We start from the raw sequence: 24,775 nt of genomic DNA, 5'->3' as shown, positions 1-24,775 counted from the left end.
TCACTACACATCAGAAAAGGCTGGGCCGGACACTAAACACCCCGCGACACGCCCACCCCATACACACATTTCGGGCACTCACCCCCATTTCGGGCATAACAAAAGCCCCACAGCCATTACGGCTATAGGGCACCAATCAAAAGAATCTAGGTATAAGAAAACCCGGCCACCATGAAGCGGCCGGGCAGCTAGAACCGGAAGGCTCTACTCGTACATTTCGACATAGTCCCAAGGAACTATGCCGCGCAAATACAGGATTAATGCCTCGGCAAACTTACCTGCTCCAAGGCTGTGCAAGTACTTTCGCAAATCCTCGTCCGAATACAGCTCGTCCTCTTCGGGAGTCAGCACATACCCAGCGAGCTCTTCCGGAGTCTTGTCGAAAAGATCTCTTGAGATCATGATGCCATCATATCCCGAATAACTCGTCGAAGAGAACACTTGCCTCTAGAAAATCTTCTTCACTCCATTGGTGGGCAGGTGTTTCTGCGGCCATCTTAATCGCGCGTTTGAGACTCCTGTTCCCAATTTTTGAAACGAAATACTGAGCATAAGCTCGAGCAAAAATCTCTTCAACTCTCGAAAACCTGCTATAAACCGTAAGGTATCTCGTGGTTCCGCGACCTGCCAGCAGGGTAGCAATGCTATTTGGAATAGTTCCCTTTGCTTGAGACGCAAACGTGCCTGCCCCTAAGAAATGATCAATAGCATGTCCATATTCGTGAAGTATCGTTATCTCGAGGTTCTCCAGCTCTGGATTGAGAAGTATTCTTCCGGTGTTCGGCATGTACTCCCCTCTGACAACTCCGCCATCTAAAGTTCTACGCGATTTCGACATCATATCGACCGGAAGCTTAGAAAAGCCTTTCGGTATTATTCTCTCGGTGCCAATCAAAGCGAATATTCGATTGTTTAAACCGCGCAGATCACTTTGGGTGCGAGGAACATTGGCCTTTTTCGTATAGTAATCGGGGAGAAGACTAAGAGACCTCTTTACTCCTGCTTTCGTCTTTAGCTTGCGCTCTGCAATGCTTTCTTTCCAGCTGATGACCGGTCCATACTCACCATGCGTCGTGGTCATGATCATCTTCGAATAGTCCGGGCTGCGAGCGCCTCGGTCGGATTCCCCGTAGCGTTCCTCGACTGCTGAGTGGACTTGTTCGAGCGTGTCGGGGTCGATGACCCATTCCTCGCCGGTGCCTGGTGGCAGTGGTCCGAAGTCGCAGTCGCATCCCGGGTGGATCGGCATGACGTGGTCGACCCTGTAGTGCTGGGTGGATGCCACGACGCACAGGCCGCAGTTTTCGCGGCCGGTGAGGATGCGGCGGTAGAACTGCACGCCGCCCGCGCGAGCGCGACGCATTGAGCGGTGTGCTTGGCGTGTTTTTGCCAGCTGCATGTCGCCGCCGATGAGCTGGTAGAGCCTCAGGCCACCTTCCTTGACAGCCTGATCGAGGGGTTTTCCCTGGCTGAGCGCCGTGTATACGCTGACGGCTGGCCGCCGGTATATCTCCTGCGGGTCGACGCCTCGCAGGCTGGTGATCGCGTCCTCGTCGACTCCTGTGACGGGGGCTTTCACGCCCATCGCCATGAGTGTCTGCTTGACGTAGGCGACTGTGAGGTTCGCGATCTGGATCTGTCCGGCTTTCACGCGAGGGACGATCGCCTGCACCAGCATGTCGATGTTCTCGTCCCTGTAGTCGGGCAGTGCCTGCCACAGTGCGTCGCCAAAGGATTGCAGTTGGCGTCGTATCGCGCCGACCTGCGAGCCGTACGCCTTGGCGATCAGATCCAGATCGTCCATCTGGCTCATCACGGTGCCCCGACAGGTTCAGGCGCGGCTTCCTGCTCGCCCTGTGTTGGTGTGCCAGCTGTTTGCGCTGCGAGCAGGAGAGCTTGCGCCATCTGCTCTTCAGACCTGCGTTGCTTGTCCTGGGCAACCTGCTCAGGCGAATAGCCGAGAATGTTGCGCTGGATCGTTTCCAGTGATTCCCCGGCTTCGCGCGCCATCTTCGCAGACGCATACTTCTCCGTCATTGACACAGCGTGAGGCGGCTCGAAGAGCACCTCAACGGTCTGCCCGTCCAGCTCCACGCCCTCCACCTGCAAGGCCTTGACCATCATGACCGCGAGCGCTGGCTTGAACCTGTTGATCCTGTCCCGGGCTTTGTCGACCCGATCAGTTATATTTTCAAGACCTTCTCACTGGCTTACCTTAAGCAATTCCAAGATGTCAGTGCTAACACAACCTCCGGTTCAGTAATGGTGGGTGCCGCCATCGCCATCATCGTGGTTCCATTCTTTGGAGCCATGTGCGACCGGTTTGGATCACGTAACGTCATTATGACCGGTGGGGCTTTTTCCGCGATCTACGCCTTCATCTTCCTCAAATTGCTGGAAAGCGGTACGGATCTGAATGCCTACATCGCTCTTGCGATCGGCACTGGCATATTGGCTCCTATGATGTTTGCCGCACAAGGCTCATTCCTATCACGGCAGTTCCCACCAGAGGCTCGTTCCACAGGTGTGGGCGCTGCTCGCGAGCTGGGCACAGCTATTGCCGGTGGCCTTGCGCCACTTGGGGCATTGTCGCTAGTTGTGGCTTCACCGACGAACTCAACAACTGGTGTGGGTATCGTTCTTGTCGCTTCAGGCCTTTTAGTCCTCATTGCTCCAATCTTCGACCAAGGCAAGCGTTACACGACGAGTAAGAACTGAATACGCGCGTCCTATCATCTTCGCGTGTGCGGGAAAGGAGGAAGCCAGCAGGCCTGCCCGAGGATTTCTCCCTGGTGGGCTGGCGAACTGGCTTCACGGCTATCGTATCGAGATTACCTTCGCGTGGACAGGTGTTGTGATTTGCCCGGGCGGGTCGGACAATGATGGGCAGACATCAACGAGCTGCACACTGCACAGCGAAGGAGGCACCGTGTCCGTCCAGTCAGCCCATTCAGACCAGTCAGCCCAGCCCAACCAGCCGACCCAGCCAGTGAAACCACCCGTAACTGATGACGATCCACTGTTGACTGCTCCGACCACTCCGGTCACCAACGAGACGATCCGCACTCAGCTTGCGCACCGCACGATCCGCGCATTCACAGACGAGCCGGTCGCTGAAGACATCATGGACACGCTGATCGACGTGGCACGCCGCTCGCCCACCTCCAGCTTCTACCAGCAGATGACGATCATCCGTGTCACGAACGAGGACACGCGCAACGCGCTGGCCCGCAACGCGGGCCAACCCTACATTGGAGGCACGAAAGGCGAACTGGTCATCTTCGTCGCGGACCTGCATCGCAACGCCGTGATCCGCGAGCGCGCAGGCCAGCCCACCGACCCGGCATCAACGATCAACGCCTATCAGCAGGCCGGCCGCGACACTCTGATCGCCGCGCAGAACTACGTGATCGCCGCTGAATCCCTCAGGCTCGGCGCCGTCTACCTTGGCTCCATCGGCGCGAAGCCGCAGGAAACAATCGATCTGCTCGGATTACCCGCACACACCTACCCCGTTGTCGGAGTCCTGGTTGGCCACCCGGCCCAGGAACCGCAGTTCAAGCCGCGGCTCCCGCGCGAGCTGACAGTTGGCGTTGACGCATACCCTGACCTGGACTCCGATCAGGCACGCGCGGCACTGGATGACTACGACGCCCTCGTCACCCGGTACTACGACATGCGAAACCTGAACAGCCGCGTCGACTCGTTCAGCAACCAAATCATCTCGAAGTACGGCACGAGCCCATCGGAAACTGCCCCCGCCATGCAGGTCATGAACGATCAGGGCCTCATTCAGAGGTAGTCCTCAGAACCCGTCAGCTGAGCGGCTCCCAGAATCTGTCAACAGGCAGATCTCAAAGCTAGTCAGCAGGCAAATCACAAATCCTGTCAGCAGCTCGTTCTTAGAAGTAGTTCGCGGGCGTCTCCCCGCTTACGGCGCGCTTAATCGGCAAAAATGTCGCGAATGCGCAGATCAGTGCTGCCAGGGCGCAGCCGACCGTCGTCAGGAAACCTCCGATGGCGCCGAACGCATCGATCAGGTGACCACCGATCAGTGAGCTGACAGACTGACCGACCACCCACATCGTTCCGCACAGCGCCATGCCTTCGGTAAACCGGTAGGACGGCACCATACGCACAATCATTTGATTCACGTTCACCACTGTCGGCGCCTGTGCCAGCCCGGCGATGAACATGACGATCGCGGCACCCCACATGGAGTGCACGAATACCAGCATCGAACAGCCTACGGCCAGCGCAATCAGCCCGATGTAGAAACGTTTCCACAGCTCACCCTTCCAGTCGATCGCACCGTACGTGAGGGCTGCGATCATGGATGCAGCTGAAAAACAGGCGGTGATCACGCCGGACAGTTCCTGGTGGCCCTGCTCGCCACTGAACGCCACGACCGACAGTGTCGTGATCGACAGGAACGCGCCGTAGGCCAGCTGAATGATCAGCATCGATGCGAACGCAACCGACCACAGGCCCTGGCGCGCCGCCGGTTGTGGCTGCGGGGTTTCGGTGGGCAAGTCGCCCTCGTCCGTGGTGGGTGAAGTGACGAGGGAGTCCTGCACGTCGCCATGACGGTGCAGTATTCGCGAGACCTGGCGCGCGATGGATCGGTGGCGGGTCGCGTACTGCGGGGCCGGTTCGTAGGTCGAATCTGCCAGCATGATCCACATGCCCACGCTCATGAGGACGGCGGCCAGGCCAAGGGACACGAGCGGCGAAATGGAGGTGGCAAGGAAGGCTGCCAGCGGATTACCAATCACCCACATGCATTCTTCGAGGGTGGACGTCAGTGACAGGGCAGAGTTGAGACCCTGTGGGCGTCCGCGCAGGGCGACTGCCCACCGTGCTCGCAGCATGGAGCCGAACGGTGCGTACAGGCCGAGCAGGGGGCTGAGAGCAAAGAGCACCCAGATCGGGGCGCGCAGCGCCAGGGCCACCATGACGGCGATGTCGGCCAGAACCCAGATCGTGATGATGGGAATGGAAACGCGGCGCTGGCCGTGGTTGTCAACCAGACGCCCAATGATCGGGCCGGCAACGGCCGAGGTGAGCGCCACGACCGCTGACAGAGCACCCGCCAGACCATAAGAACCGTAGGCGTGCTGAACGCCAATGAGCATGCCCATTCCGACCAGGGGAAACGGGAACTGTGCGATTGTGCCGCCGAATGCGAAACGAGGGGTGCGCGGAATGCTCAGCAGGGAGCGGTAGACCTTCACACCGCGTGATGGCCACTCATCTGCCGGCGAGCTGGAAGAGTGTGACGCATCGGCGGCGCATTTGGAAGTCTCGGGTGCAGGGGTCACATTCTGCGCGCTCACGTGTTCTCCGCAAAAATCGAGCTGAACTACTGTGTGAAGGGATTGATGAGGGCTGCATAGTCAGCATGCCCTCTCAGTGCACCATTCTCCACCATCGAGCAGGTTGTCGCACCGTGATTCTCCACGCATACACATCGAACTTTCAGTGGCCGCGCAGCATCGGCAGATCCGGGGTATTCATGGGGATATCGTGCGATCCAGCAACCGGATCAGCGATAGTTTACTTCCCGTGAGCGGCCAGTGCGGAAAAGTCGTGGGCGAATATGGCCACGTCATCCCAGTTGGTGAATTCGACACGCTGGGTGAAGTCAATGTCGCGTCCCATGAAACGGCGGATCATCTTGATTACCGCGGCATCGAACGGGTTGTAGAGCGAAAAATCGAGGTCACCGGCAAATACGTCAATCATGTCCGGTTTCCATGGGGTGTGTTCGAAGAAGCGACGCATGTACACGTTTGTTTCGGGGGTGTTTTTGCCATCATTCGCGGCCACGAGGTTCACTCCGAAAAAAGCACTGGGGATGTGAGCCAGTGCTGCAGCGTTGGTGCGGGCAAAGCGCCACACTCGTGGGGAAAAATAACCGTACCTGGTGGAGGCTCCGACGATGACTGCCCGACCCGGTGCAGGCTCGATGCGTTCGCGTCCCGTGATGTCCAGGACGCGAGCATCGTTCCCGTCCTGGCGCAGAATGTCAGCGACGCGCCCACAGATGCGGCGTGTATGTCCAAATCGGCTTGAGCAGAGCACCGCGATGTCCATAAACCCAGTTCCTGTCCGTCACATGTCAGGTACGGATCCACATCATAGTGCGGTTTTGCGGCTCGTAATATGACAGACTGTGGCAAAGAGCGTGCTGCGCGCACAGTTCCCGCTGCTCACACCGTTTTGATCGCGTCCTTGAGTGCAACGCGCTTGCCGATGCGCATCACCGCACGCTCGTACACGATCGAGCTCAACCACACCAACGCCACCGTGGTGACGATCAGGATCGCCGTGCTGATGAACGGCTCCCACCACTGTGCCGTTCCCATGTACAGGCGTATCGGCATCGCAATCGGAGCACTGAATGGCACATAGCTCATGACGGCCATGACCGTGGTGTTGTCAAAGTAGAGGATGACCAGAACGTACGGAATCATGATGAGCATCATGAGTGGCCCGGTCACTCCTGCGACGTCTTCCTGGCGTGACACCAGTGAAGCAGCACCGGCATAGAGCGCAGCCAACACGATGAAGCCCAACAGGAACAGAATCACGAACCAGATCAGAGCCGATCCCAGCTCACCGAGCAGCAAATCCTGCCCCGTCACCAGCAGACCCGTCGTCGCCAGAATTGCAGCCACACCGATACAAGTGAACGCCACGATCGTGTTACCTGCGATCTTGCCGCACATCAGTGCGCGCGCACCCGTCGTGGCCAGCAGAATCTCCACAATGCGGCTCGACTTTTCCTCCACGACGCCTTGCGCCACGTAACTGCAGAATGTGACCGCACTGAGCATGAACAGGGCCGCAAAGATGAGCGAGATCATGAACGCCATCATGCTGTCCACTTGTGGTGGATCCAGAAGTTCAACCTTTGGGTAGGCCGCCAATACATTGATCACGTTGGCCGGTTCTTTTTCCAGTGCCACCACTGTCAGGCCAACGGGTGAGTCACCCTCGTCAATGACGGCTTCGACGCTGCCGTCGCGCAGGAGTTCTTCACCGCCGGACCTGTCAGCAACTTCGGTGGCATCCAGCCCCACGCTCGTGGCCATCTGCGTAACGGAGGGTCCGACAGTGGCGACCGAAGGCACCTCATCATCGCCGCCGAGCAGCCCGGGGATGATGGTGCCCGCCAGGACGCCAAGACCCACGATCGACACCATGACGATGAAAGCTTTGGACGTGAATCGTGTTTTTGCCTCGCGTGCGGTAATCAGCACGACTTGCTGGAACCAGTTCATTCGATGACCTCTTTGAAGATTTGTGCCAGTGAGGGGACGATGGGGCCGAAGTGCAAGAGCTGACCCGCTACGTCGCGACGGTGCAGAGCCTGCTCGACGACGCGTTGTTCTGCCTGCTCGTCGGGTGCTGAAAAGCGTGCAAATCCGCCTTCCAGGGCGCTGACTTCGATTCCGGGCATGTCACGAATCCACCCGCAGTCACCGCTGACTTCGATTTCGAACGAGCGGTCCGAGTACTGTTCGCGCAGCTCTTCCCTCTCTCCCGCGGCCACGATGTGACCGTCGCTGATGATGACGAGGTCCTCACATAGGCGCTCGACCACGTCGAGCTGGTGAGAAGAGAAAAGCACCGGAATACCTGTGTCCGATATGCGTTGCAGGACGCCGAGCACCACATCCACCGCGAAAGGATCCAGACCGGAAAAGGGTTCATCGAGGATCAGCGCTGTCGGGTGGTGCACAATCGCCGCCGCGACCTGGGCGCGTTGTTGATTGCCAAGCGACAGGTTTTCCACCGGTTCCGCAGCGCGTTCCGATAAGCCGAGTTCATCAAGCAGCTCATCAGTGGACGTGGATGCGTCGTGCGCGGACACGCCGTGCAGACGCGCGAGGTAGATGAGTTGTTCGCGCAGCGGCATTTTCGCGTACAGGCCGCGTTCTTCTGGCATGTATCCGAATTGCGCGCGCTGAGCGGTGCTCGTCGTGTGTGAATCGATCAGGACTTCACCCGAGTCAGCTTCCAGGACGCCCATGATGATACGCATCGTCGTTGTTTTCCCGGCGCCGTTTCCGCCAACGAAACCCGTCATGCGCCCATCGGCAACAGTCATGGACAGATCGTGGAGGACCTGGTGGCCGGAAAATGACCGGTTAAGATTTCGAACTTCCAGCATGGTGCTTACGCTACGTGCCACCTGAGCCGATCCGCATCCGTCTGGCGGATGATTCCTATCGGTCGTGCGACTGATTTTCGCTTCCCGCCACCTCCCTGACCCCGCGCCCGCAGGATCATGACTTTATGCTGGATTCATGACGGGTCCGATTGTCGAGTTGAACTCCACATGGGTCAGGCCGCGTCCCACTGAACAGGGGCTCAGGCGTGACATTGTGTTGGCCTGCGTGCTGGCCGCATGGTCAGCTCTGACGGTTCCCCTCTACTTGCGTTCGGGCATATTCACGGAAGTTGCCCCCATGTGGCTGACGCTCGCCTCCCTGGCGATCACGTTTACAGCTTCCGCGCTGCGCCGACGCATTCCCTGCACCGTGGCCCTCATTATCACGGCGGCGTTCCTGGTCAATGCGCATTTTGGCGTGCCCGAACAATTGGTCACCTCCCTGTGCCTGTCGATCGCTCTGTACACGGTGGGCGCGTGGGGTCGCCAACGCGTGCGCGCATTGGTGGTGCGGCTGGTCTGCACCGCGGCGATCGTGATCTGGTGCGTCGTGTGGCTCATCCTCGCCTCCTCCAATGTCGAACTTTTCCCCGGTATCTCCCGCGCCGGCGTCTTTTCTGCCTATGCCACGGTCATTCTCATCACCGTCATGACAAACCTGTTGAACTTGACACTTGCCTGCGCAGTCGGTGAAGCCTCCTGGCAGTGGGCACGCACGCGGGCACGCCTCGAAGCGCAAGGCGGAGAGTTGGAACGGGAACGTCGCACCACCGCTACCCAGGCTGTCGTGCTGGAACGACTGGCTATTGCGCGCGAACTGCACGACGTGGTGGCTCACCACATCTCTGTCATCGGCATCCATGCCGGCGCTGCCCGGTTGAACCTGACATCGGATCCTTCGAAGATCGGCCCCGCCCTGGAGCACATCGAGGAAGGCACGTCCGCCGTGGTCACAGAGCTGCGCCGCCTCGTGCACACGTTACGTGACCCGAGCAATGGTGAAGACGGGCCGACCGTCGGCATCGCACAGATCCCTTCCCTTGTAGAAGAGGCCGCGCACATCGGTATGGATGTAACCACAGTTGTGGTGGGTGAGCCGCGTCCGGTGCCGATGCTGGTCGACGTCGCTCTATACCGCGTGGCTCAGGAGGCGCTGACGAACGTGCGTAAACACGCGCCGAAACGCAGCCGCGTCCAGGTCATCGTCCGGTTCGCCTCTGATGCGGTGGAGGTTGAAGTGGTTGACACGTCCAGGGCAATGATTGCCGATCGACGAGGGCGGCCCGCGCATTCGGCGAGCACGTCAACGGGAATGGGGTTGCGTGGTATGCGTGAACGTATCGGTGCGGTCGGGGGTACTGTCGAAGCGCATCCCGGTCAATACAGCGGGTTCGTCGTGCGCGCACATGTCCCCCTGATGAAATCGACCGGTGATCGTGATCCCAGCACAGTCGCCAGGCAGGAGATGGCATGATTCGAGTCGCCCTCGTTGATGATCAGGCGTTGGTGCGTTCCGGGCTGCGCATCATTGTCAACACTGCTGACGATATGGAGGTTGTCGCTGAAGGTGCGAACGGACTGGAGGCACTCGACATTGCACGCAGTGCGAGGCCGGATGTGATCTGCATGGATATTGAAATGCCCGTGAAAGATGGGCTCAGCGCGGCGCGCGAGATTGTGGACGAATGTGCAGATAGCGGGCCGGAGATCATCATGCTGACAACGTTTGGAGATGATCACTACGTTGTTGATGCTGTTTCTGCCGGCATCAGCGGGTTTCTGCTGAAAACGTGCAGGCCTGAGGAACTTCTCGACGCGATTCGGCGCGTCGCTGAAGGCAAGGCGATACTGGATGATGACGTGACGCGCATTGTCATGAACGCGATGCGTCAGCGGAGCGAAGGTGCTCGTGGCGAAGGTGGTACTCGTGGCTCTGAAATGGATGCGGGCCACGCTTTGGATCCACGCCAGGCTCTGGAAGCCGCCAATGTGACTGACCGCGAGCGCGAGGTACTCGAACTTCTGGCAGCCGGCCACACCAACGCGGAAATCAGCGAGGCTCTTTTTGTCAGTGAATCCACGGTGAAAACTCACGTGTCGAGTTTGCTGCGCAAGGTGCACGCTCGTGATCGTATTCAACTGGTGGTGTGGGCACATGCGCACGGCATCAGACCGCGCAGCTGACGTCAGGCCCACACGGTGCGTACCCGTGAATGCGTCTGATTGTTGCGGCTGGCCAGGCGAGCCTGCGCCAGCGGCCTCATCGCCTCGGCGCCCGATACCTCCACAAGCTGGCAAGGTCCAATCAGTTCGGCCCAGGCGCGCGCGAATTCTTTGGCTCCGGCTTTTCGCCTTCCCACCTCCTTGGGAACCTGCACGTACAGTGCCGAGGGTGAGATCCGTTGCGCGATCCAGCTGACCATGCGCAACAGCAGCGTCGACGGGCGCTGCGAATCTCCCTGAAAGGTCACGCGCAGCAGAAACCGCGGTGTCTCAATGGGAGCGAAGACTTCACTGACTGCATCAATGATGGTGCGTGCACTCGCATCGGGCACATCCGGCAAAGACACGACATAGCCGGCGGGCATTGCCTGGGTTCCCACTGTGACTGCGCCGTAAGGGCGGACCTGAACCTCATCGAGTGAGACAAGGCGCTGGCCGCGTTCTGAGGCGACAAGGCCGCGAGAGACGGCTACAGTGGCACCGGCATAGACGCGGGCGGGGTGTGAACGCCCTCGTAACATGCGCCATATTTCAACGGGGAGCCGCCATGCGCCTGCGATGCCCAGGAGCACCACCATGAATGCCAGTGCTATCAGGATGCGGACAGGGTGCGTGCCCCACATGACGAGCATTGGCCAGATGATGCCGGCCAGCAGGGCACACAGGCCGGAAAGGAGGGCCACGGCTGTCCAGAGGGTGGGCGACGAATAGAACGTTGGATTCTTTCCGGCCGACACTGCCGTGTCATGGCTGGTGTCGCCTGAATAGGGCTGGCCGATACCCCACTGTTCGTAGGTGGCGGCTCGTGACGCTATGAGCTGCAGTGTCTGCTCATTGAGCTGGTTGATGGTGGCACGCCTGTCGCCTTCAAGAAGTGCGCGCAACCTGGCTTGCCCAGTGAGCGTGAGCGAGTGATCGATGCCGGTGACGATCTGTGGGAACTGACCTGATAGCAGGGTGTTGGCGGGCTGCGGCTGGTTGCCGGGGTGCGGGCGGTCGCTGACTTGCAAGTAGTCGCTGGCCTGCGGGGCATGACCGATTGGCAGGGTGACATCCAGTCCCCACAACTGTTCGTGGCGACGATTCATACGCGATATTTCCGCATCAGAATCCAGGGAGATACGCGGCGGCATCACACAGATCACTCCCCAGTTGTGCGCCACCTTTCCTGGCCATTGGGGATCCAAGCGCAGTGTGCGCCCACGCAGCTGCTGAGTTGCAGCTGATGTGGCCACAGCGGTCAGGTCAATCAGCGTGTTGACGGCCGGGCAGTTCCATCCCTCCCCCAGCAAGCCTCGGGTGCCGACCAGCAGACGTACTGTGCCTTGCTCCATCAGTGCGGATACCGCTCTGACAAGCACTGCCGCAGAAGGGGAGGATGATTCCACTTTGACTCTGGTCACCAGGTGGTCAGCGTGCTCCGGCTCGTTCTCGTCACCGCTATCAACTGCCAGGCGCAGACCGCTGAGTTCTTCAAGGGCGGGAATGATCCACTGCGCGTCAGCGCTGGCAACATGCAGGTGCTGTGAGGTCAGCAAAATCGGGTGCAGTCCCGCTGTTGTCGCGTCAGCACACACTCGGGCAAAACATTCCACCGCGCTGGCAACGGGGCCGGTGGAGCGCCCTCGTCGATTCCCTTCAGTGGCAAAGTCGCACACGATAACTGCCCGAACGTGTTGACCGTCCGCGCTTGCCAGCTCGTGATGCACAATATCGACGGCCGCATCGTTCTTGGCGTGTGACTGCGCCATGACGGTGTCAACCGGATTCCGACCCGCACGGATCCCTCTGTCAGTCAGGTAATATCCAAAGTCTTTGAGTGTGCGGCGCATCGCGTGCCATTCATCGGCTCGGCTCGCATCCGGCAGAATCTTCTCCAACGCGAAGCGTGCACACACCCGTATGGCGCTGTCGATGCTGGGGCGTCTGTTGCCGATCAGTCTGGGCAGTGTGAGTGCTGCAGGGTGATCACCGTGGGTGTGAATCAGAACCTGCGCAGCTGATTCCGTGAATGCATAATCGGCCTCCAATTGTGCATCTATACCTGTAGGCTGCTCGCCGTCTATACCTATGAAACCTATTGATTCCAACAAAAAGTCGAGGCCTTCACCCCCTGCAAAAACTGCCTTCAAAAATCTACGCAATTGGCGATCATGAGAGGTAAGGAATGTGATTTCATCATCTGCCGGCTCAGTGAACCACACAAGATCCCGGTATGGTGCAAGGTTGCCTTCCCGAACGACGGCAGGGGTCGGAACCTCAAAGTCGACGTCACCGAACAAACCTGAATAGGTGTCAAATGCGCGGCCATCGTCCACACTGGGCAGCGTGGCGGTCAGACCGATCACGATCGGTTCGCGGCCACTGGCACGAATACGCGCCAACAGCAGTCCGATAACCAGTGCCCAGTGGTCAAGCAGATGATGGCATTCATCAAGGATGACTGTGCGCACGCCAGCCTGAACTATCCGATCAATTGCAGCAATTGCATGAGGGTGCAGTACGCGTTCCACCAGCTTAGGATCCTGCGCTGTCAGGGTTGTGCGGATCTTGGAGGCTCGACGAGAAATGCCGGAGCGATAAGCCGCGCTATTTGAGCTCTTCAGATCTTTCAACCATTCGTCAGCCGCCTGCACTGAGCGGCCCGCATCCACCAGGTCGTCGATCCACTGCTCCCGCGCCAAATCAGCAACAGCATCTGTGCTGCGGACGGTGGACAATGCCTGATATGTCAGCGCAGTGAAATCGCCGACCAGTTCCGGATCTTCGCTGATCGTAGCTTGAGGTTCATCGTCCGGCACGGGTGCATAGGCGGCGGCCGCCCGGCTCAGCTTCGTGGCAGTCAGAGCCCATTGATGGCGAATAGTTGTCGTGGGAGCCAGTGCAACGGCTTTCCATCCTGAACGCATGGCCAGCATCAGGCCGACCAGTGTTTTGCCTGCTCCTGGCGGCGCCACAATATGCAGGGGATGATCCGGGCCTGGTGTCAAAGTGGCAAGAATGTCGCGTTGGTACGTGCGCAGGGTTCCCGTGAATTGCCACGTGCTCAGTGGGCGCTCCTCTTCACAGCTATCGGTATCACAGCGCTGACGCCTGTTCCTGTGCGCATCACAAGGCACAGCTGAGTCGTCATCACGTGCGCTCGATTCGGGCTTGTGCATGCTCCACTCTAACCTGATGCGCGGACCACCAGCTCACAGGGCAGCAAGACAGGAGCTTCCGTATGTTCGCCGTTGATCAGGTCACGCAGCATCCGCGTGGCAACGTCAGCCATCTGATCAGCAGGGTTCGTCAGTGACGTCAATGGCGGAGTGAAGCTCGCTCCCATTTCCGAGTTGTCGATCGACACCACGCAAACATCATCCGGTATGCGAATGTCCTGGTCACGCCACACATTGATTGCGGCCATCGTCATCAGGTCCGACGAGGAAAAAACAGCGTCAACTTCGCCGCGCTGAATCGGCTCTATCAACTGATACCCCGCCCGGGCTCCCGATTCAGCAGTGAACGAGCCGTTGACAACGAGTGCCTCGATATCGTGAGTTCGCAGCTCATCACAGAAACCAGCCAGACGATCCTGCGCTGCCACCATATCCGTTGATCCGGTGATAATAGCCGGTTTGCGCGATCCACCCTCGACCAGTCGGCGGGCAGCCATACGACCAGCCTGCTTGTTATCCACATCGACCCACGACTCAAAGGAGGTGGATTGTTCGGGTCGTCCGATGAACACGATTGGAATGGGCGCGTGCATGAAGGTTTCAACCTGGCCGGGGATCTGGTGATGAGAAGTCACGATCGCACCGTCCACATGCCCGTCGTACAGGAATGGTCGCAGGCGCTGGTGGTGGCCTTCCTTGTCTGCAAATGCCAGAACCAGTTGCACGTCCGTGTCATCCAGGCTGGAGACAACCGCCTGCACAACCGAAGAAAAGAACGGGTCGGAAAAGATGCGTTGATCCGGCTCAGGCACAATCAGCGCGATCGTGTCAGTTCTCCGGGTCACGAGCGAACGGGCCGCACGGTTAGGCCGATAGTTCAACTCCTTGACAGCGCGCTGCACGGCGCGCACTTTCTGCGGTGACACACGGGTATCCCCGCGCACGACACGCGATGCCGTTGCACGTGACACGCCAGCTGCACGCGCCACGTCCTCAAGGCGCACTGCGCCCGTGCGTGGGACTCCCATGACTCATCCTCTATTCCTGGGCGTCTGGAATCTCCAGCGTTCCGGTACGCATGACGTCGCGATACCACAGCGCTGATGCCTTCGGTACTCGCTCGAGCGTGTCATAGTTGACGCGCACGATGCCGAATCGCTTCGAATATCCCAATGCCCATTCGAAATTGTCCATCAGTGACCATTCCAGGTAGCCGCGCACGCGGGCGCCCTCGTCAATTGCCTGGTGAACAGCTGCCAGATGATCACGAATGTACACCAAACGGTCGTGCGAATCGTCCACGTAGTCGTGCTCATCAGCAGCATCAGGGTAGGCGGCACCGTTTTCGGTCACCACAAGGTCAGCTCCTGCCGGCCCGGTGTATTTCTGATGTAGGTCGGTGAGCAGCAGGTACAGGTCGTGGGCGTCAACTTCCCATCCCATATCTGTCAGCGGCAAGTTGCGCGAGACTACGCGCACAGATGATGAACCGACTTCCGGGCTGGACCGCAGCACTCCCTGCGCGTTCGGTGCAGGCACCGATTTCCTGTATCCGTCCTCAGGTGCGGCCACTGCCATTCCGTTATAGAAGTTGACGCCCAGCACGTCGATCGGCACATGAATCGTCTCCATGTCTCCGGGGCGTACATACTGCATGATGTCGGCTTCCAGACGCATGTCTTCGACCACGTCAGCAGGGTATTCGCCGCGGAAAATGGGGTCGAGGAAGATACGGTTGTGTAGCCCGTCAATTCGTCTGGCGGCATCACGATCAGCCTCGCTATCCGGGTCAGCGGGGTGTGCGACAGTGAAGTTCAAGGTAATTCCACGCGTCGGCTCCTCACCTTTTTCATTGGCGAGGGCGTCGATGGCACGCGTTGCCAGTCCGTGCGCCAACAGCAGGTGGTGCGCCGCCGCCACAGCCTCATCAGGGCTGGTGTGACCGGGTGCATGCTCACCGCATGCGTAGCTGAGGAATGACGAGCACCACGGTTCGTTCAGCGTTGTCCACACGTCCACGCGGGCGCCAAAACGGTCGTATACGGCGGCTGCGTAATCAGCGAACAGTTCGGCGGTGTGGCGGTTTGTCCAGCCGCCCTCGTCCTGCAGGACCTGCGGCAGATCCCAGTGGTAGAGCGTGAGCCACGGCTTGATTCCCGCTGCGCGTAGCTCATCGATCAGGTCACTGTAGAACGCCAGGCCTTCTTCGTTGAGGGTGTGCCCGTCAGGCATGACCCGCGCCCACGACACGGAGAATCGGTAGGTGCCGACGCCGAGGTTTTTCATCAAGGCGACGTCTTCTTTCATGCGGTGGAGGTGGTCGCATGCGACGTCGATAGTGGATCCGTCGATGATGGCGCCCGGGGTTTGGCAGTGAACGTCCCAGATGGACGCAGCTTTCCCGCCCTCGTATGCGCCGCCTTCAACCTGAGCTGCCGCGGTGGCGACGCCCCATCGAAAATCTTCAGGGAAAGTGAGTGTGGTCATCCTTTGACAGCTCCTTGCATGACGCCGGAGACGAGGTGTCGTCCGGCCAGGAAGAACAGAATAATCAGTGGTGCCGTTGCCACGACGACGCCTGCCATGATCAGGGAGTAGTCCTTGAAGTAGGAGGCTTGCAGCAGTTGCAGTGCAACGGGCAGTGTTGGGTTTTTCGCGCCCAGAACGATGAACGGCCAGAAGAAGTTGGTCCATGAGCCGACGAACGTGAACAGGGCAAGCATCGCCGCGGCGGGTCGTGCAGCTGGAATCGCCACTGACCAGAACGTGCGGAACATGGAGGCGCCATCCACGCGGGCTGCCTCGATCAGTTCGTAGGGCAGTGCGTCGCGGATGTACTGCGTCATCCAGAACACGCCGAATGCGCTGACCATGCCCGGCACGATGACGGAGACGAGTTTGCCGCTCCATCCCAGTTTTGTCATCACCATGAACAGCGGGACAACGCCCAGCTGTGCGGGCACCGCCATCGTCGCGATGATGAAGGTCAGCAGCGGTTCACGCCCGCGGAAACGCAGCTTCGAAAACGCGTAACCCGCCAGCATCGAGAAGAACACCACAGAGGCGGACGAGATCACTGCGACGATCACCGAGTTGATGAACGCCCCCCACACGTTGATGTCGGAGTTGAGGACGCGCTGAATATTCTCGATCAGGTGCCCGCCCGGAATCAGGGAGGGAATCGGATTCTTGGCAATGTCAGGCGCGGTGGACGAAGCGAGCAAAAACGCGAAGTACAGCGGGTAAGCAGAGATCAGCAGGATCACTACCAGCAGTGCGTACTTGTACCACCGCGGCCGCTGGGTCGTGCCGAAACCACGATGTTCGGGTGTGTCCGCGCGCCGGCCACGCTTTTTCCGCACAGGTTCGGAGAGCTCATGAGCAGTTGATTGAACTGACGAGGCAGCCTGGCTCTTTCCTTCCTGAGTCCGTGCCCTGATGGTGCGACGACGGTCTTGCCTGGCTCTCGCGCGCGCCGCTGCGCGCGCAGCCCTTTTGCCGCATCGCTGCTCAATCATGGCAATCGACGGCTGGTAAGCACCTTCAAGGGTACTCATGACAGGTCAGCTCCTTTCCCTGCAGAAGTTGAATGTGCCGAACGGTGATCGGAGTGTGCGGCCGAGGTGGCAACCAGTTCGTGCTGCGCACCCGATTTGTCGGAGCGATGTTGTGCTTCGACGGCGCGCCGACGCGCCTCGCGCTTCTCAGCACGGGAAATCCTTCGACCGGAGGAGGAAATTCGCTTGGTCAGGAGGAAGTTGATCGCCGCGAAGAAAACGATGATGAGGAAGAGCAGCCATGCCACGGCAGATGCCTTACCGAAGCTCTTTTGCGCGCCCCACCCGACCTGGTACAGGTACATCGTCAGGGTCAGCCACTGGTTGTCGGCGCCGCCACCACCCATCGTGTCGTACATGCGCGGCTCGTCGAAGATCTGCAGGCCGCCGATAGTGGAGGTGATGACAACGAAAATAATGGTCGACCGAAGCTGCGGGATCGTCACCGAAAAGAACTGGCGGGCCGGGCCTGCCCCGTCAACGGTTGCCGCTTCGTACAGTTCACGCGGAATCGCCTGCATGGCGGCCAGAAGAATCAGAGCGTTGTACCCCGTCCAGCGGAAATTCACCATATTCGCAATAGCGATATGGGAGGCCAGAGCGTTGGCATGCCAGCCGATCGGACTGATGCCCACCATGCCCAGCAGCGTGTTGATCATGCCTGACTGGTCAGCGAAAACTTTCGAGAAGATCAGGGCCACGGCCACAGGCGCCACAACGTAAGGCAGCAGCACACCCATGCGCCAAAATGTCCTGGCACGCAAGTTGGCATCGAGCACCCAGGCAATGAATATCGCGGCGATGATCTGCGGAACTGAGGACAGTAAGAAAATTGAGAATGTATTGCGCAGCGCGATCCAGAAGACTGAATGGTCCAGAACGGCTGCGTAGTTTTCAACTCTGTTGAACCCTTTATCCCCACCGATCAGGTGCCATTTATGGACGGACACCCAGGCTGTATAGACCAGGGGGAACAATCCGGTCACGGAGAAAACAATAAAGAATGGCGAAATGTACAGATACGGAGAGGCTTTGTACTCGAATCTACTGAGACGATCTCGCCATGTAACGCGCGCAGTGGCAGCATCGCTCGACATGGGTTTTCCTGCGTTCTTTCAGGTAGAAAAGCACGAATGTGCAAGATGGATCCGATGAGCTGGGGACTGTGGCGGGCCCATTTTGAGCCCGCCACAGTCTCACAGTGAGGAGTTATTGAAGATCAAGCTGGTTGTATTCAGCAATAACCTTGTCCCAGGACGCCTGGGCATCATCAGTCTTGTCGACATCGACGCGCGTAATGCCGTCGGTGACCAGCGTGGTCAGAGCGAAGAAGTTGGGTCCCTTGTACGGCTGGACCGTGATCTTCTTCGACATGTCAGAGAAGATCTGCCCGATCGGAGCGTTGTTGAAGAACTCGTTGGTGTATTCGGTCAGCTCCGGAGAATCCAGTGCTTCCAGCTGCGAGGGGAAGTTGCCCTTGGTCTCGAATGCCTTGATCTGCTGTTCGGGTGCGGTCAGCCAGGCCGCGAGTTCCCTGGCTTCCTCCGGGTGTGCGCCCTGCGCAGGAACAGTCAGGTAGGAGCCGCCCCAGTTGCCACCGCCACCGGGGAAGACAGGAGCCACGTCCCAGCCTTCGACGCCTTCAGCATTTCCTTCGACAACGCCGAGCATCCACGGCGGGCACAGCATCGTGGCAAAACCATCATTCTGGAATGCGTTGGTCCAGTCTTCCGACCACTGTGACAGGTGGGCAGACAGGTTATCCTCGACCGACGCCTTCAGTACCTGGTCGTACACCTTCTTGATGGTGTCGTTTTGGTCCAGCGGGATCACGGTGTTGTCAGACTCTTCGAAGGGCTGTTCAACCTGGTTCAAAATACCCTGGTAGGTACCGGTTCCACCGTCAAACCACGGAATTCCGGTTGCCTCGACGAACTGTTTGCCGACTTCGAAGTACTTGTTCCAGTCGCCTTCCAGCAGCTTGGCCACCTCATTGCGATCAGTTGGCAGGCCGGCTTTTTCGAACATGTCTGCGCGGTAGCAGATGGCTTCCGGACCGGCATCCGTGCCGTATCCCATCAGCTTGCCATCTTCAGTCATCGCAGCTTCGGCCTTCCAGTCCAGCCAGCGACCCTCAACGTCAGGTGAGCTCAAATCGACGAATTCATCTGGGTACTGCTTCAGTTCGGGCCACCAGTCCACTTCGATAGCTTCGATGTCCGACAGTCCGGATCCTGCTGCCAGACGGGTGAGCATGTTGTCGTGGGCTTCGTTCGAGGTGGCCGCTTTCTTCTGCTCGACCTTGATGCCCGGATGTGACTCCATGTATTCGTCAAAGAGGGTGTCGTAGCCAAATTCGTTGAATGTTGCGACAGTCAGCGTGATGTCACCGTCTGATCCGCCGCCAGCCTCGCCTGATGCTGAAGATTCCGATCCGCCGCCTGACGAGCAGGCTGCCAACGCAAGTGCGCCAATTGAGAACACCCCGATGGTGCCCATCATTTTTCTCGATCTCACAACTACTCCTTCGTATGTGATGGTGTCGTCCATTGCCGATGCGCATGGACCAGCGCCCTGATAAGGCCACCTTTGGGAGCGCTCTCTCATTGTGTTCACAGGCTGAGAGCGCTCTCAACAGGATGTTTCCCATCATGCCACCATAGTGAGTAGGCTGCCACCGTTAAATGGACACAATTTAGTAACACCTCTCACAAGGCGGGTGTTCAGGCTTTCGTCGGTACTTCTTGTGCCTGACGGCAACCGTTGCTCACAGTGCCACAGCTGTGGAGACCAGCGTCGCTACGGCGACGATTAACAGCAGCCCACCGAAAGTCAGTGTCAGGGTGCTGTCTTTGGCTCGAGTGGTCAATTTTCCGCCGAAGATTCCACCCACCATTGAGGCAGCCGCGAACGACAGTGTCACAACCCAATCGACGCTCACGTGAGTTCCCACCCGAGATAGCAGTCCCATCGCTGAGGCAATGATCATGATCAACAGCGACGTGCCTGACGCTTCCTTGATCGGGAATTTCAGCACCAGCACCAGCATCGGAACAACCGCGAACCCGCCGCCGACACCGAAAAAGCCAGTCAGGAAGCCTGTCAGTGTTGCCGCAGCGATCAGTGCCCAGACGTTGACGCCGTCCAGTGAGAAAAGACGACGAGGCGCGCGGGCACCCTCGTCAATACGGGTGGAGGAAGGGTCAGCATCGTCGCCATCAGCACGGTCAGCGGGAGTATCGTCGAGGGCATCTGTGGACGCATCGCCAGATGACGATCCGGCACGGCGCAACACTCGCCAGATCATGAGTGTGCCCACGCACAGCAACAATGCGCCAAAACAGAGCATGAGGATGGTGCCGTCTACCAGCACGCTCAGGCGTGAACCGGCCAGGGACCCGATGCACGACAGGGCTCCGAAAATGAGCCCTTCCTTGATTCGAACCCGTCCGTGGCGCTGGTGGTCAACGATTGACACGACGGCGGTCAGAGCCACGATGACCAGCGACGAAGCGGCGGCAGAATGGGGGCTCTGCCCCAGCAGATACACCAGGATCGGGACGGACAAGATGCCGCCGCCGGCGCCCAGCGCGCCCACCACGACACCCACCGCTAATCCGACTGCCAACGCTGCACCAATGCTCATCATGTCCTGCATGTTCCCTTTCGCGTGTCATTCATAATGTCGCTGGCGGGCCGGCCCGAGACAATCAGGCCCGCCATGCGCTCCAGGTCAGCGCTGATGTGTCGGTAGAAGTGCTCGTATCCGGCGCACAGATAGTTCTGCCCGTACTCTCCGTCGACCGAGCGAACGAAGCGGTCCTTCGGGCATCCGCCATAACACAGCTGCAGGTACGGGCAACGCCGGCACTGTCCGGTCAGCTCGAGGCGTTTCTTGCGTGAAAAGCGGCCCATCGTGTCAGTTCGGGCCAGGTCAGCAAACGCGTCCGATGCCACGTTTCCCACAAGCCAGTCAGGTTCAACCCAGTGGTCGCAGGCGTACACATCGCCGTTGAATTCCATGGCGAAATTGAATCCGCACTCGGGCGCATGCACGCACACCGACGCGGCACCGAAAAGCGCAGACAAGGCTGAATCGAAATCCTGGACGAAGACGCGCCCCACATCGCGCTTAACCCAGCAGTCGAAAACGGTGGAGAGGAACTGGCCGTACGCCTCAGGGTCCACGCTGCGTGATGTCACATCCGAGCCATGCTGACGGTAGAACACGCTCGGAGCGCGCTCCCCTTCGCCGCGCCAGCCGTTTTCAGCCAGATCAGCATATTCGGGGTCGACGCGCTCCACGATGGGAATGAACTGCATAAACTCAGCGCCCAGCTCATCGCGGAAGTACTCGTACACTTCGCGGGCGTGGTGTTCGTTCGCATGGTGAACGGTGCACAGGACATTGCAGCGCACACCGGCTTCCTGCAGGTATCGCCACCCTCGAATCACCATCGTGTGTGTGCCGCGGCCACCCTTATTCAGTCGGTAGGCATCGTGCAGCGCCTCAGGCCCGTCAATCGACACACCAACCAGGACGTCGTGCTTGGCCAGGAATTGCGCCCAGTCGCGGTCGATCAGAGTGGCGTTGGTCTGAATCGCGTGGACAACGCGTTGCGAGGGGCGGCGGTAATCCTCGCACAGCTGGACGGCACGTCTGAAAAAGTCGAGTCCGCGCAAGGTGGGCTCGCCACCTTGCCACAGCATCGTCACCTCGCCGTCAGCGCTGGCGGCCAGGAACTCTGCGATGTATCGCTCCAGCGTGTCCTCGCTCATGCGTTGGCGCGGCACGTCGTAGAGCAGTTCCTTCGACAGGAAGAAGCAGTACTGACAGTCGAGGTTGCACGCCGCACCAGCGGGTTTGGCAACGACGGAGAAAGGAAATCTTTCGCGTGCCAGAGGTGTCCCGTCGAGGGAAGGGGCCTCGGTGCGCACATGTGGAAACGGCAGTGTTGTCAGTGCCGGCACGGAGTCTGCTGCGGGTTCGGGATCCGGCGCTGGAGATGATCCGCGTGTCATGGATACCTCCTGCCCGTTCATCGTCAGCCGTTTTGATCCAGCGTAGTCACGGTTTTCGCTCAGGCGCCACCGCATCAAGGCCCGGGCGGGATGTCTTATGCAACGTCACATCGTGCAGTGATCGCGTCCCTGCCCGACAGTTGGCTCCCTCGTTATTGACGAGGGGCGTGCCGCATCACTGTTCGAATGCGCGCCAGCTGATCATGCAGTTCGGTGAGACGCAGGACCAGGCGGTAACGAAGCATGTTGATCGGGATTTCCCCGTACGTCCACACCTGTGTCGGTTCGGCAGCAAATTTCGTCTTGAACGTATCGAGGTGGGCGAACTGGGGAGCGTCTTCTGAGCCGATTCCCATCAGATCCAGGGTGTGGCACTTGCGTTCGCGGGCCGCCTGAATCATCTTCCACACCAAGGCGTCGGGAGCCAGTTCGCGTTTGGCCTGAGGCGTGGCAGCGGCAAAGTAGTAGGTGGCGAGGCCGTACGCATGGGTCATCATCAACCAGGCCGAAGATTGACCTTCGGGGGCGTAGATTATCAGTGTTGCCGCATCCCCCTGTGCCAATGCAGTCAGGAAGTCATGGTAGTAATCGCCCGTGAAGGTGGCGAAGTGTTCCGCGCTGCCCAGACTGTTCATGATCTCGACAAGAGGGTGGAATTCTTCGGCGCTCAAAGCGGTATAGGTGTGAATGGCACTCTGATCGATCTCGCGCAGGGCTTTCCGCACATCGCGTCGCCCTCGTTTTTTCATGCGAGCGAGCACATCGGAGTCCTCATCGCCCTTAAGGTCCAGCATCACCGTACGGTCGTAGGCCACGGCTTCGCTGCACGGCAGGCACTGCGCCTGAGGGCTCGCCACAATTCTGAGGAACGTGGCATCACTGCGTGATTTCTTGACGTACGCGGCCAGGTTATCGACCATGCGTCGTTCAACTGAGGCAGGGGGGCGCTCATTCCAGACCGGCCCGCCACGAGACCACAGGAACGGTACACGATGAGTCTCATACGACTTCAAGGTTAAGACTGCTTCATAGTGCCCATCAGTCCACAGGTGACGGGACCCCTCAAAAAGGTCGCGGCCCTCATGCAGTGCGTCCACGCGATCCCATTGCACTGTCGCCTCGATCGGCACCAATGACTGCGCACGTGACAGGAATGCCTCGTATTCCTCGTCAGTCAGTGTCTGGATATGCGAATCAGCCGATACTTCCGCTGCAGTGTAAGGGTCGCGCGAAACGGGCGCACTTTTTTCTTTGCGACCCACGACGCTCACCTTCTGTGTCTGACCTACGGAGCAGGGATGATGATCCGTATCCCACCAACCGGCCATACTCGTTGGAAAAACGTCACTGTAGGAGGATCTTGCGCCGAATCTTTCGAGATCCTGAACGGACAACAACGGTTCAGTAACGAGCTGCCATTCTTCATCGTAGCATTTGGATCATCCCGAGGATCTCACTACGATCACTTGAGGCCGACACCACAAAGGCTCCAGCCTTTGACACCTCACCTTGTCGATCGGGCCGCTCGAGGGACCGTCCGTCGGGGTGAAGCTCAGATGATTGCGATGCTTCTACTTTTCCTTGCTGAACATGTAGTTCGTGGCCACCACGATCGCGCCGTAAATCAGTCCGGCGATCGGCCACACCAGCCACGAGGTTTCCCAACTGCCCAGGAATGACACCGCCAGGAAGATTGCAACGGTCAGCAGCCAGTACACTCCGCTGATCATGCCCAGAGGGCTGTGTGAGGTCTTCTTGGCCAGGTCGTACTCTTCAACCTGCAAGATGACGTTCATGCCGTTCATAACAGTCTGAACTGCAGTAATGCTGTAGGTCGCGACGGCGAAGACGATCAGGGAGAGAGCAAAGCAGATTGCCAGTATCCCGTCCCCGAACACGTCCGACAGTATACTGCCAAATATCAAAATCAGTAGCCCGACGATGTAGGAGATCACGGAGATCGTAACGGCACGCGAATATGTCGGCTTAAACTCCTTCTTCTGCTGCTCAGTTCGATACGTTGCGGCAATGGTGGGCGCCAGAACCTTCTTCGACATGTCCTCATACTCACCTGAGTAGGGGTTTTTCAGCATGAAGTACAGTCCGAGGCAGACCAGAATTGCCACTACTGTCAATCCGATGGCACCAGCGATCATCTCAACGGTCTCGCCGCGTCCGTCAGCCACCATGCCACCGCAGATCAAAACGATTGGAGACAGGATAAATGCTGCCACTCCCAAGGCGATGGGGCGTGCCCGTTTGCGTCGATGCTCAATGAACTCGGCGGCTCGTTCAGGACTGATCTGAATCGGTGTATCAGCCAGGGTGACTGTGCGCTCGGTCGGTGCTGTCACCTGGGGATCGCCCGCCTGGCTTGCCGCTGCCGACTGGGGTGATGCGGCCTGGGCTGGAGCGGCTACTCCCATTTCTGCTGCCAACTCATCAACATCTCCGAAGTCAGCGATGACCTGGGACAGTGCGTAGTGTTCGGGCAGTCCCTGCGCCAGGAGTTCGTCGTATTTGTCTTCCATCAGCTCGAGCATTTCACTGCGGGCCTGGTCGGTTTCAGGGGTGTGGGGAAGGGATGAGAACATGTAATCGAGATATTGCTTGATGGCTTTCATGATTACTCC

The 24,775-nt window shown here is 59.0% G+C and carries 21 protein-coding genes; 4 read left to right on the top strand and 17 right to left on the bottom strand.

Annotated elements, in window-relative coordinates; translation table 11 throughout:
• Window positions 1-204: 204 nt before the first annotated feature.
• From AC1DA5_RS07140 to AC1DA5_RS07130, 3 genes are read right to left on the bottom strand one after another with little or no spacing between them, the layout of a single operon-like run.
• Complete coding sequence (locus AC1DA5_RS07140) at window positions 205-402, bottom strand: hypothetical protein (protein WP_058237559.1); 198 nt, start codon at window positions 400-402, stop codon at window positions 205-207.
• 7 nt (window positions 403-409) lie between these two features.
• Entirely contained in the window at window positions 410-1,804 is a 1,395-nt protein-coding gene (locus AC1DA5_RS07135) for a hypothetical protein (RefSeq protein ID WP_480289701.1), read from the bottom strand.
• Window positions 1,805-1,812: 8 nt separating this feature from the next.
• On the bottom strand, window positions 1,813-2,037 hold the full coding sequence (locus AC1DA5_RS07130) for a hypothetical protein (RefSeq protein WP_058237561.1): 225 nt from the start codon (window positions 2,035-2,037) through the stop codon (window positions 1,813-1,815).
• Between the two features lie 9 nt (window positions 2,038-2,046).
• Here AC1DA5_RS07130 and AC1DA5_RS07125 point away from each other — a divergent pair, with 9 nt between their 5' ends.
• Together AC1DA5_RS07125 and AC1DA5_RS07120 are read left to right on the top strand one after the other, a co-directional pair.
• Complete coding sequence (locus AC1DA5_RS07125) at window positions 2,047-2,718, top strand: MFS transporter (protein WP_480289698.1); 672 nt, start codon at window positions 2,047-2,049, stop codon at window positions 2,716-2,718.
• 211 nt (window positions 2,719-2,929) lie between these two features.
• The gene (locus AC1DA5_RS07120; RefSeq protein WP_480289697.1) at window positions 2,930-3,802 is read left to right on the top strand and encodes a nitroreductase family protein; all 873 of its coding nucleotides are present in this window, start codon (window positions 2,930-2,932) and stop codon (window positions 3,800-3,802) included.
• 100 nt (window positions 3,803-3,902) lie between these two features.
• Here the strand turns inward: AC1DA5_RS07120 and AC1DA5_RS07115 are convergent, their stop codons facing one another.
• The 4 genes from AC1DA5_RS07115 to AC1DA5_RS07100 all read right to left on the bottom strand — a co-directional run bounded on the left by AC1DA5_RS07115 (window position 3,903) and on the right by AC1DA5_RS07100 (window position 8,179).
• Complete coding sequence (locus tag AC1DA5_RS07115) at window positions 3,903-5,336, bottom strand: MFS transporter (RefSeq protein WP_083314413.1); 1,434 nt, start codon at window positions 5,334-5,336, stop codon at window positions 3,903-3,905.
• 220 nt (window positions 5,337-5,556) lie between these two features.
• Complete coding sequence (gene hemG, locus AC1DA5_RS07110; RefSeq protein WP_070726115.1) at window positions 5,557-6,096, bottom strand: menaquinone-dependent protoporphyrinogen IX dehydrogenase; 540 nt, start codon at window positions 6,094-6,096, stop codon at window positions 5,557-5,559.
• Window positions 6,097-6,212: 116 nt separating this feature from the next.
• The gene (locus AC1DA5_RS07105; protein WP_070726113.1) at window positions 6,213-7,286 is read right to left on the bottom strand and encodes an ABC transporter permease; all 1,074 of its coding nucleotides are present in this window, start codon (window positions 7,284-7,286) and stop codon (window positions 6,213-6,215) included.
• On the bottom strand, window positions 7,283-8,179 hold the full coding sequence (locus AC1DA5_RS07100) for an ABC transporter ATP-binding protein (RefSeq protein WP_070726111.1): 897 nt from the start codon (window positions 8,177-8,179) through the stop codon (window positions 7,283-7,285). The genes AC1DA5_RS07105 and AC1DA5_RS07100 overlap by 4 nt, the downstream gene beginning before the upstream one ends.
• A 136-nt stretch (window positions 8,180-8,315) precedes the next feature.
• Between AC1DA5_RS07100 and AC1DA5_RS07095 the strand changes: the two genes are divergently transcribed.
• Window positions 8,316-9,653, top strand: coding sequence for a sensor histidine kinase (locus AC1DA5_RS07095; RefSeq protein WP_092648998.1), 1,338 nt, complete (start codon window positions 8,316-8,318; stop codon window positions 9,651-9,653).
• A complete protein-coding gene (locus AC1DA5_RS07090) occupies window positions 9,650-10,363 on the top strand; it encodes a response regulator (protein ID WP_480289693.1) in 714 nt (237 codons plus the stop codon). The genes AC1DA5_RS07095 and AC1DA5_RS07090 overlap by 4 nt, the downstream gene beginning before the upstream one ends.
• 2 nt (window positions 10,364-10,365) lie before the next feature.
• Here the strand turns inward: AC1DA5_RS07090 and AC1DA5_RS07085 are convergent, their stop codons facing one another.
• The 10 genes from AC1DA5_RS07085 to AC1DA5_RS07040 form a co-directional block, all read right to left on the bottom strand.
• On the bottom strand, window positions 10,366-13,563 hold the full coding sequence (locus AC1DA5_RS07085; RefSeq protein WP_480289691.1) for a hypothetical protein: 3,198 nt from the start codon (window positions 13,561-13,563) through the stop codon (window positions 10,366-10,368).
• 8 nt (window positions 13,564-13,571) lie between these two features.
• Window positions 13,572-14,591, bottom strand: a complete 1,020-nt coding sequence (locus AC1DA5_RS07080; protein WP_480289690.1) for a LacI family DNA-binding transcriptional regulator — start codon at window positions 14,589-14,591, stop codon at window positions 13,572-13,574.
• Window positions 14,592-14,601: 10 nt separating this feature from the next.
• Window positions 14,602-16,050 carry a GH1 family beta-glucosidase gene (locus tag AC1DA5_RS07075; RefSeq protein ID WP_480289688.1) on the bottom strand — a complete coding sequence of 483 codons (1,449 nt, stop codon included), beginning with the start codon at window positions 16,048-16,050 and terminating at the stop codon, window positions 14,602-14,604.
• Window positions 16,047-17,120: a carbohydrate ABC transporter permease gene (locus AC1DA5_RS07070; RefSeq protein WP_480289687.1), complete on the bottom strand. Its 1,074-nt coding sequence runs from the start codon at window positions 17,118-17,120 to the stop codon at window positions 16,047-16,049. The genes AC1DA5_RS07075 and AC1DA5_RS07070 overlap by 4 nt, the downstream gene beginning before the upstream one ends.
• Entirely contained in the window at window positions 17,117-18,217 is a 1,101-nt protein-coding gene (locus tag AC1DA5_RS07065; protein WP_480289686.1) for a carbohydrate ABC transporter permease, read from the bottom strand. The genes AC1DA5_RS07070 and AC1DA5_RS07065 overlap by 4 nt, the downstream gene beginning before the upstream one ends.
• Before the next feature lie 112 nt (window positions 18,218-18,329).
• On the bottom strand, window positions 18,330-19,637 hold the full coding sequence (locus tag AC1DA5_RS07060) for an ABC transporter substrate-binding protein (protein ID WP_480289685.1): 1,308 nt from the start codon (window positions 19,635-19,637) through the stop codon (window positions 18,330-18,332).
• Between the two features lie 250 nt (window positions 19,638-19,887).
• The gene (locus AC1DA5_RS07055) at window positions 19,888-20,769 is read right to left on the bottom strand and encodes a sulfite exporter TauE/SafE family protein (RefSeq protein WP_480289684.1); all 882 of its coding nucleotides are present in this window, start codon (window positions 20,767-20,769) and stop codon (window positions 19,888-19,890) included.
• Window positions 20,766-22,142: an anaerobic sulfatase maturase gene (locus AC1DA5_RS07050; RefSeq protein ID WP_083314424.1), complete on the bottom strand. Its 1,377-nt coding sequence runs from the start codon at window positions 22,140-22,142 to the stop codon at window positions 20,766-20,768. The genes AC1DA5_RS07055 and AC1DA5_RS07050 overlap by 4 nt, the downstream gene beginning before the upstream one ends.
• Before the next feature lie 152 nt (window positions 22,143-22,294).
• Window positions 22,295-23,404, bottom strand: coding sequence for a lipid II:glycine glycyltransferase FemX (locus AC1DA5_RS07045; protein ID WP_480289682.1), 1,110 nt, complete (start codon window positions 23,402-23,404; stop codon window positions 22,295-22,297).
• A 309-nt stretch (window positions 23,405-23,713) separates the two neighbouring features.
• The gene (locus AC1DA5_RS07040) at window positions 23,714-24,766 is read right to left on the bottom strand and encodes a permease prefix domain 1-containing protein (RefSeq protein WP_480289680.1); all 1,053 of its coding nucleotides are present in this window, start codon (window positions 24,764-24,766) and stop codon (window positions 23,714-23,716) included.
• Window positions 24,767-24,775: the final 9 nt, after the last annotated feature.

Source organism: Pauljensenia sp. C0254C2 (genome assembly GCF_056583835.1).
This window is presented reverse-complemented; position numbering and strand designations above follow the sequence as displayed.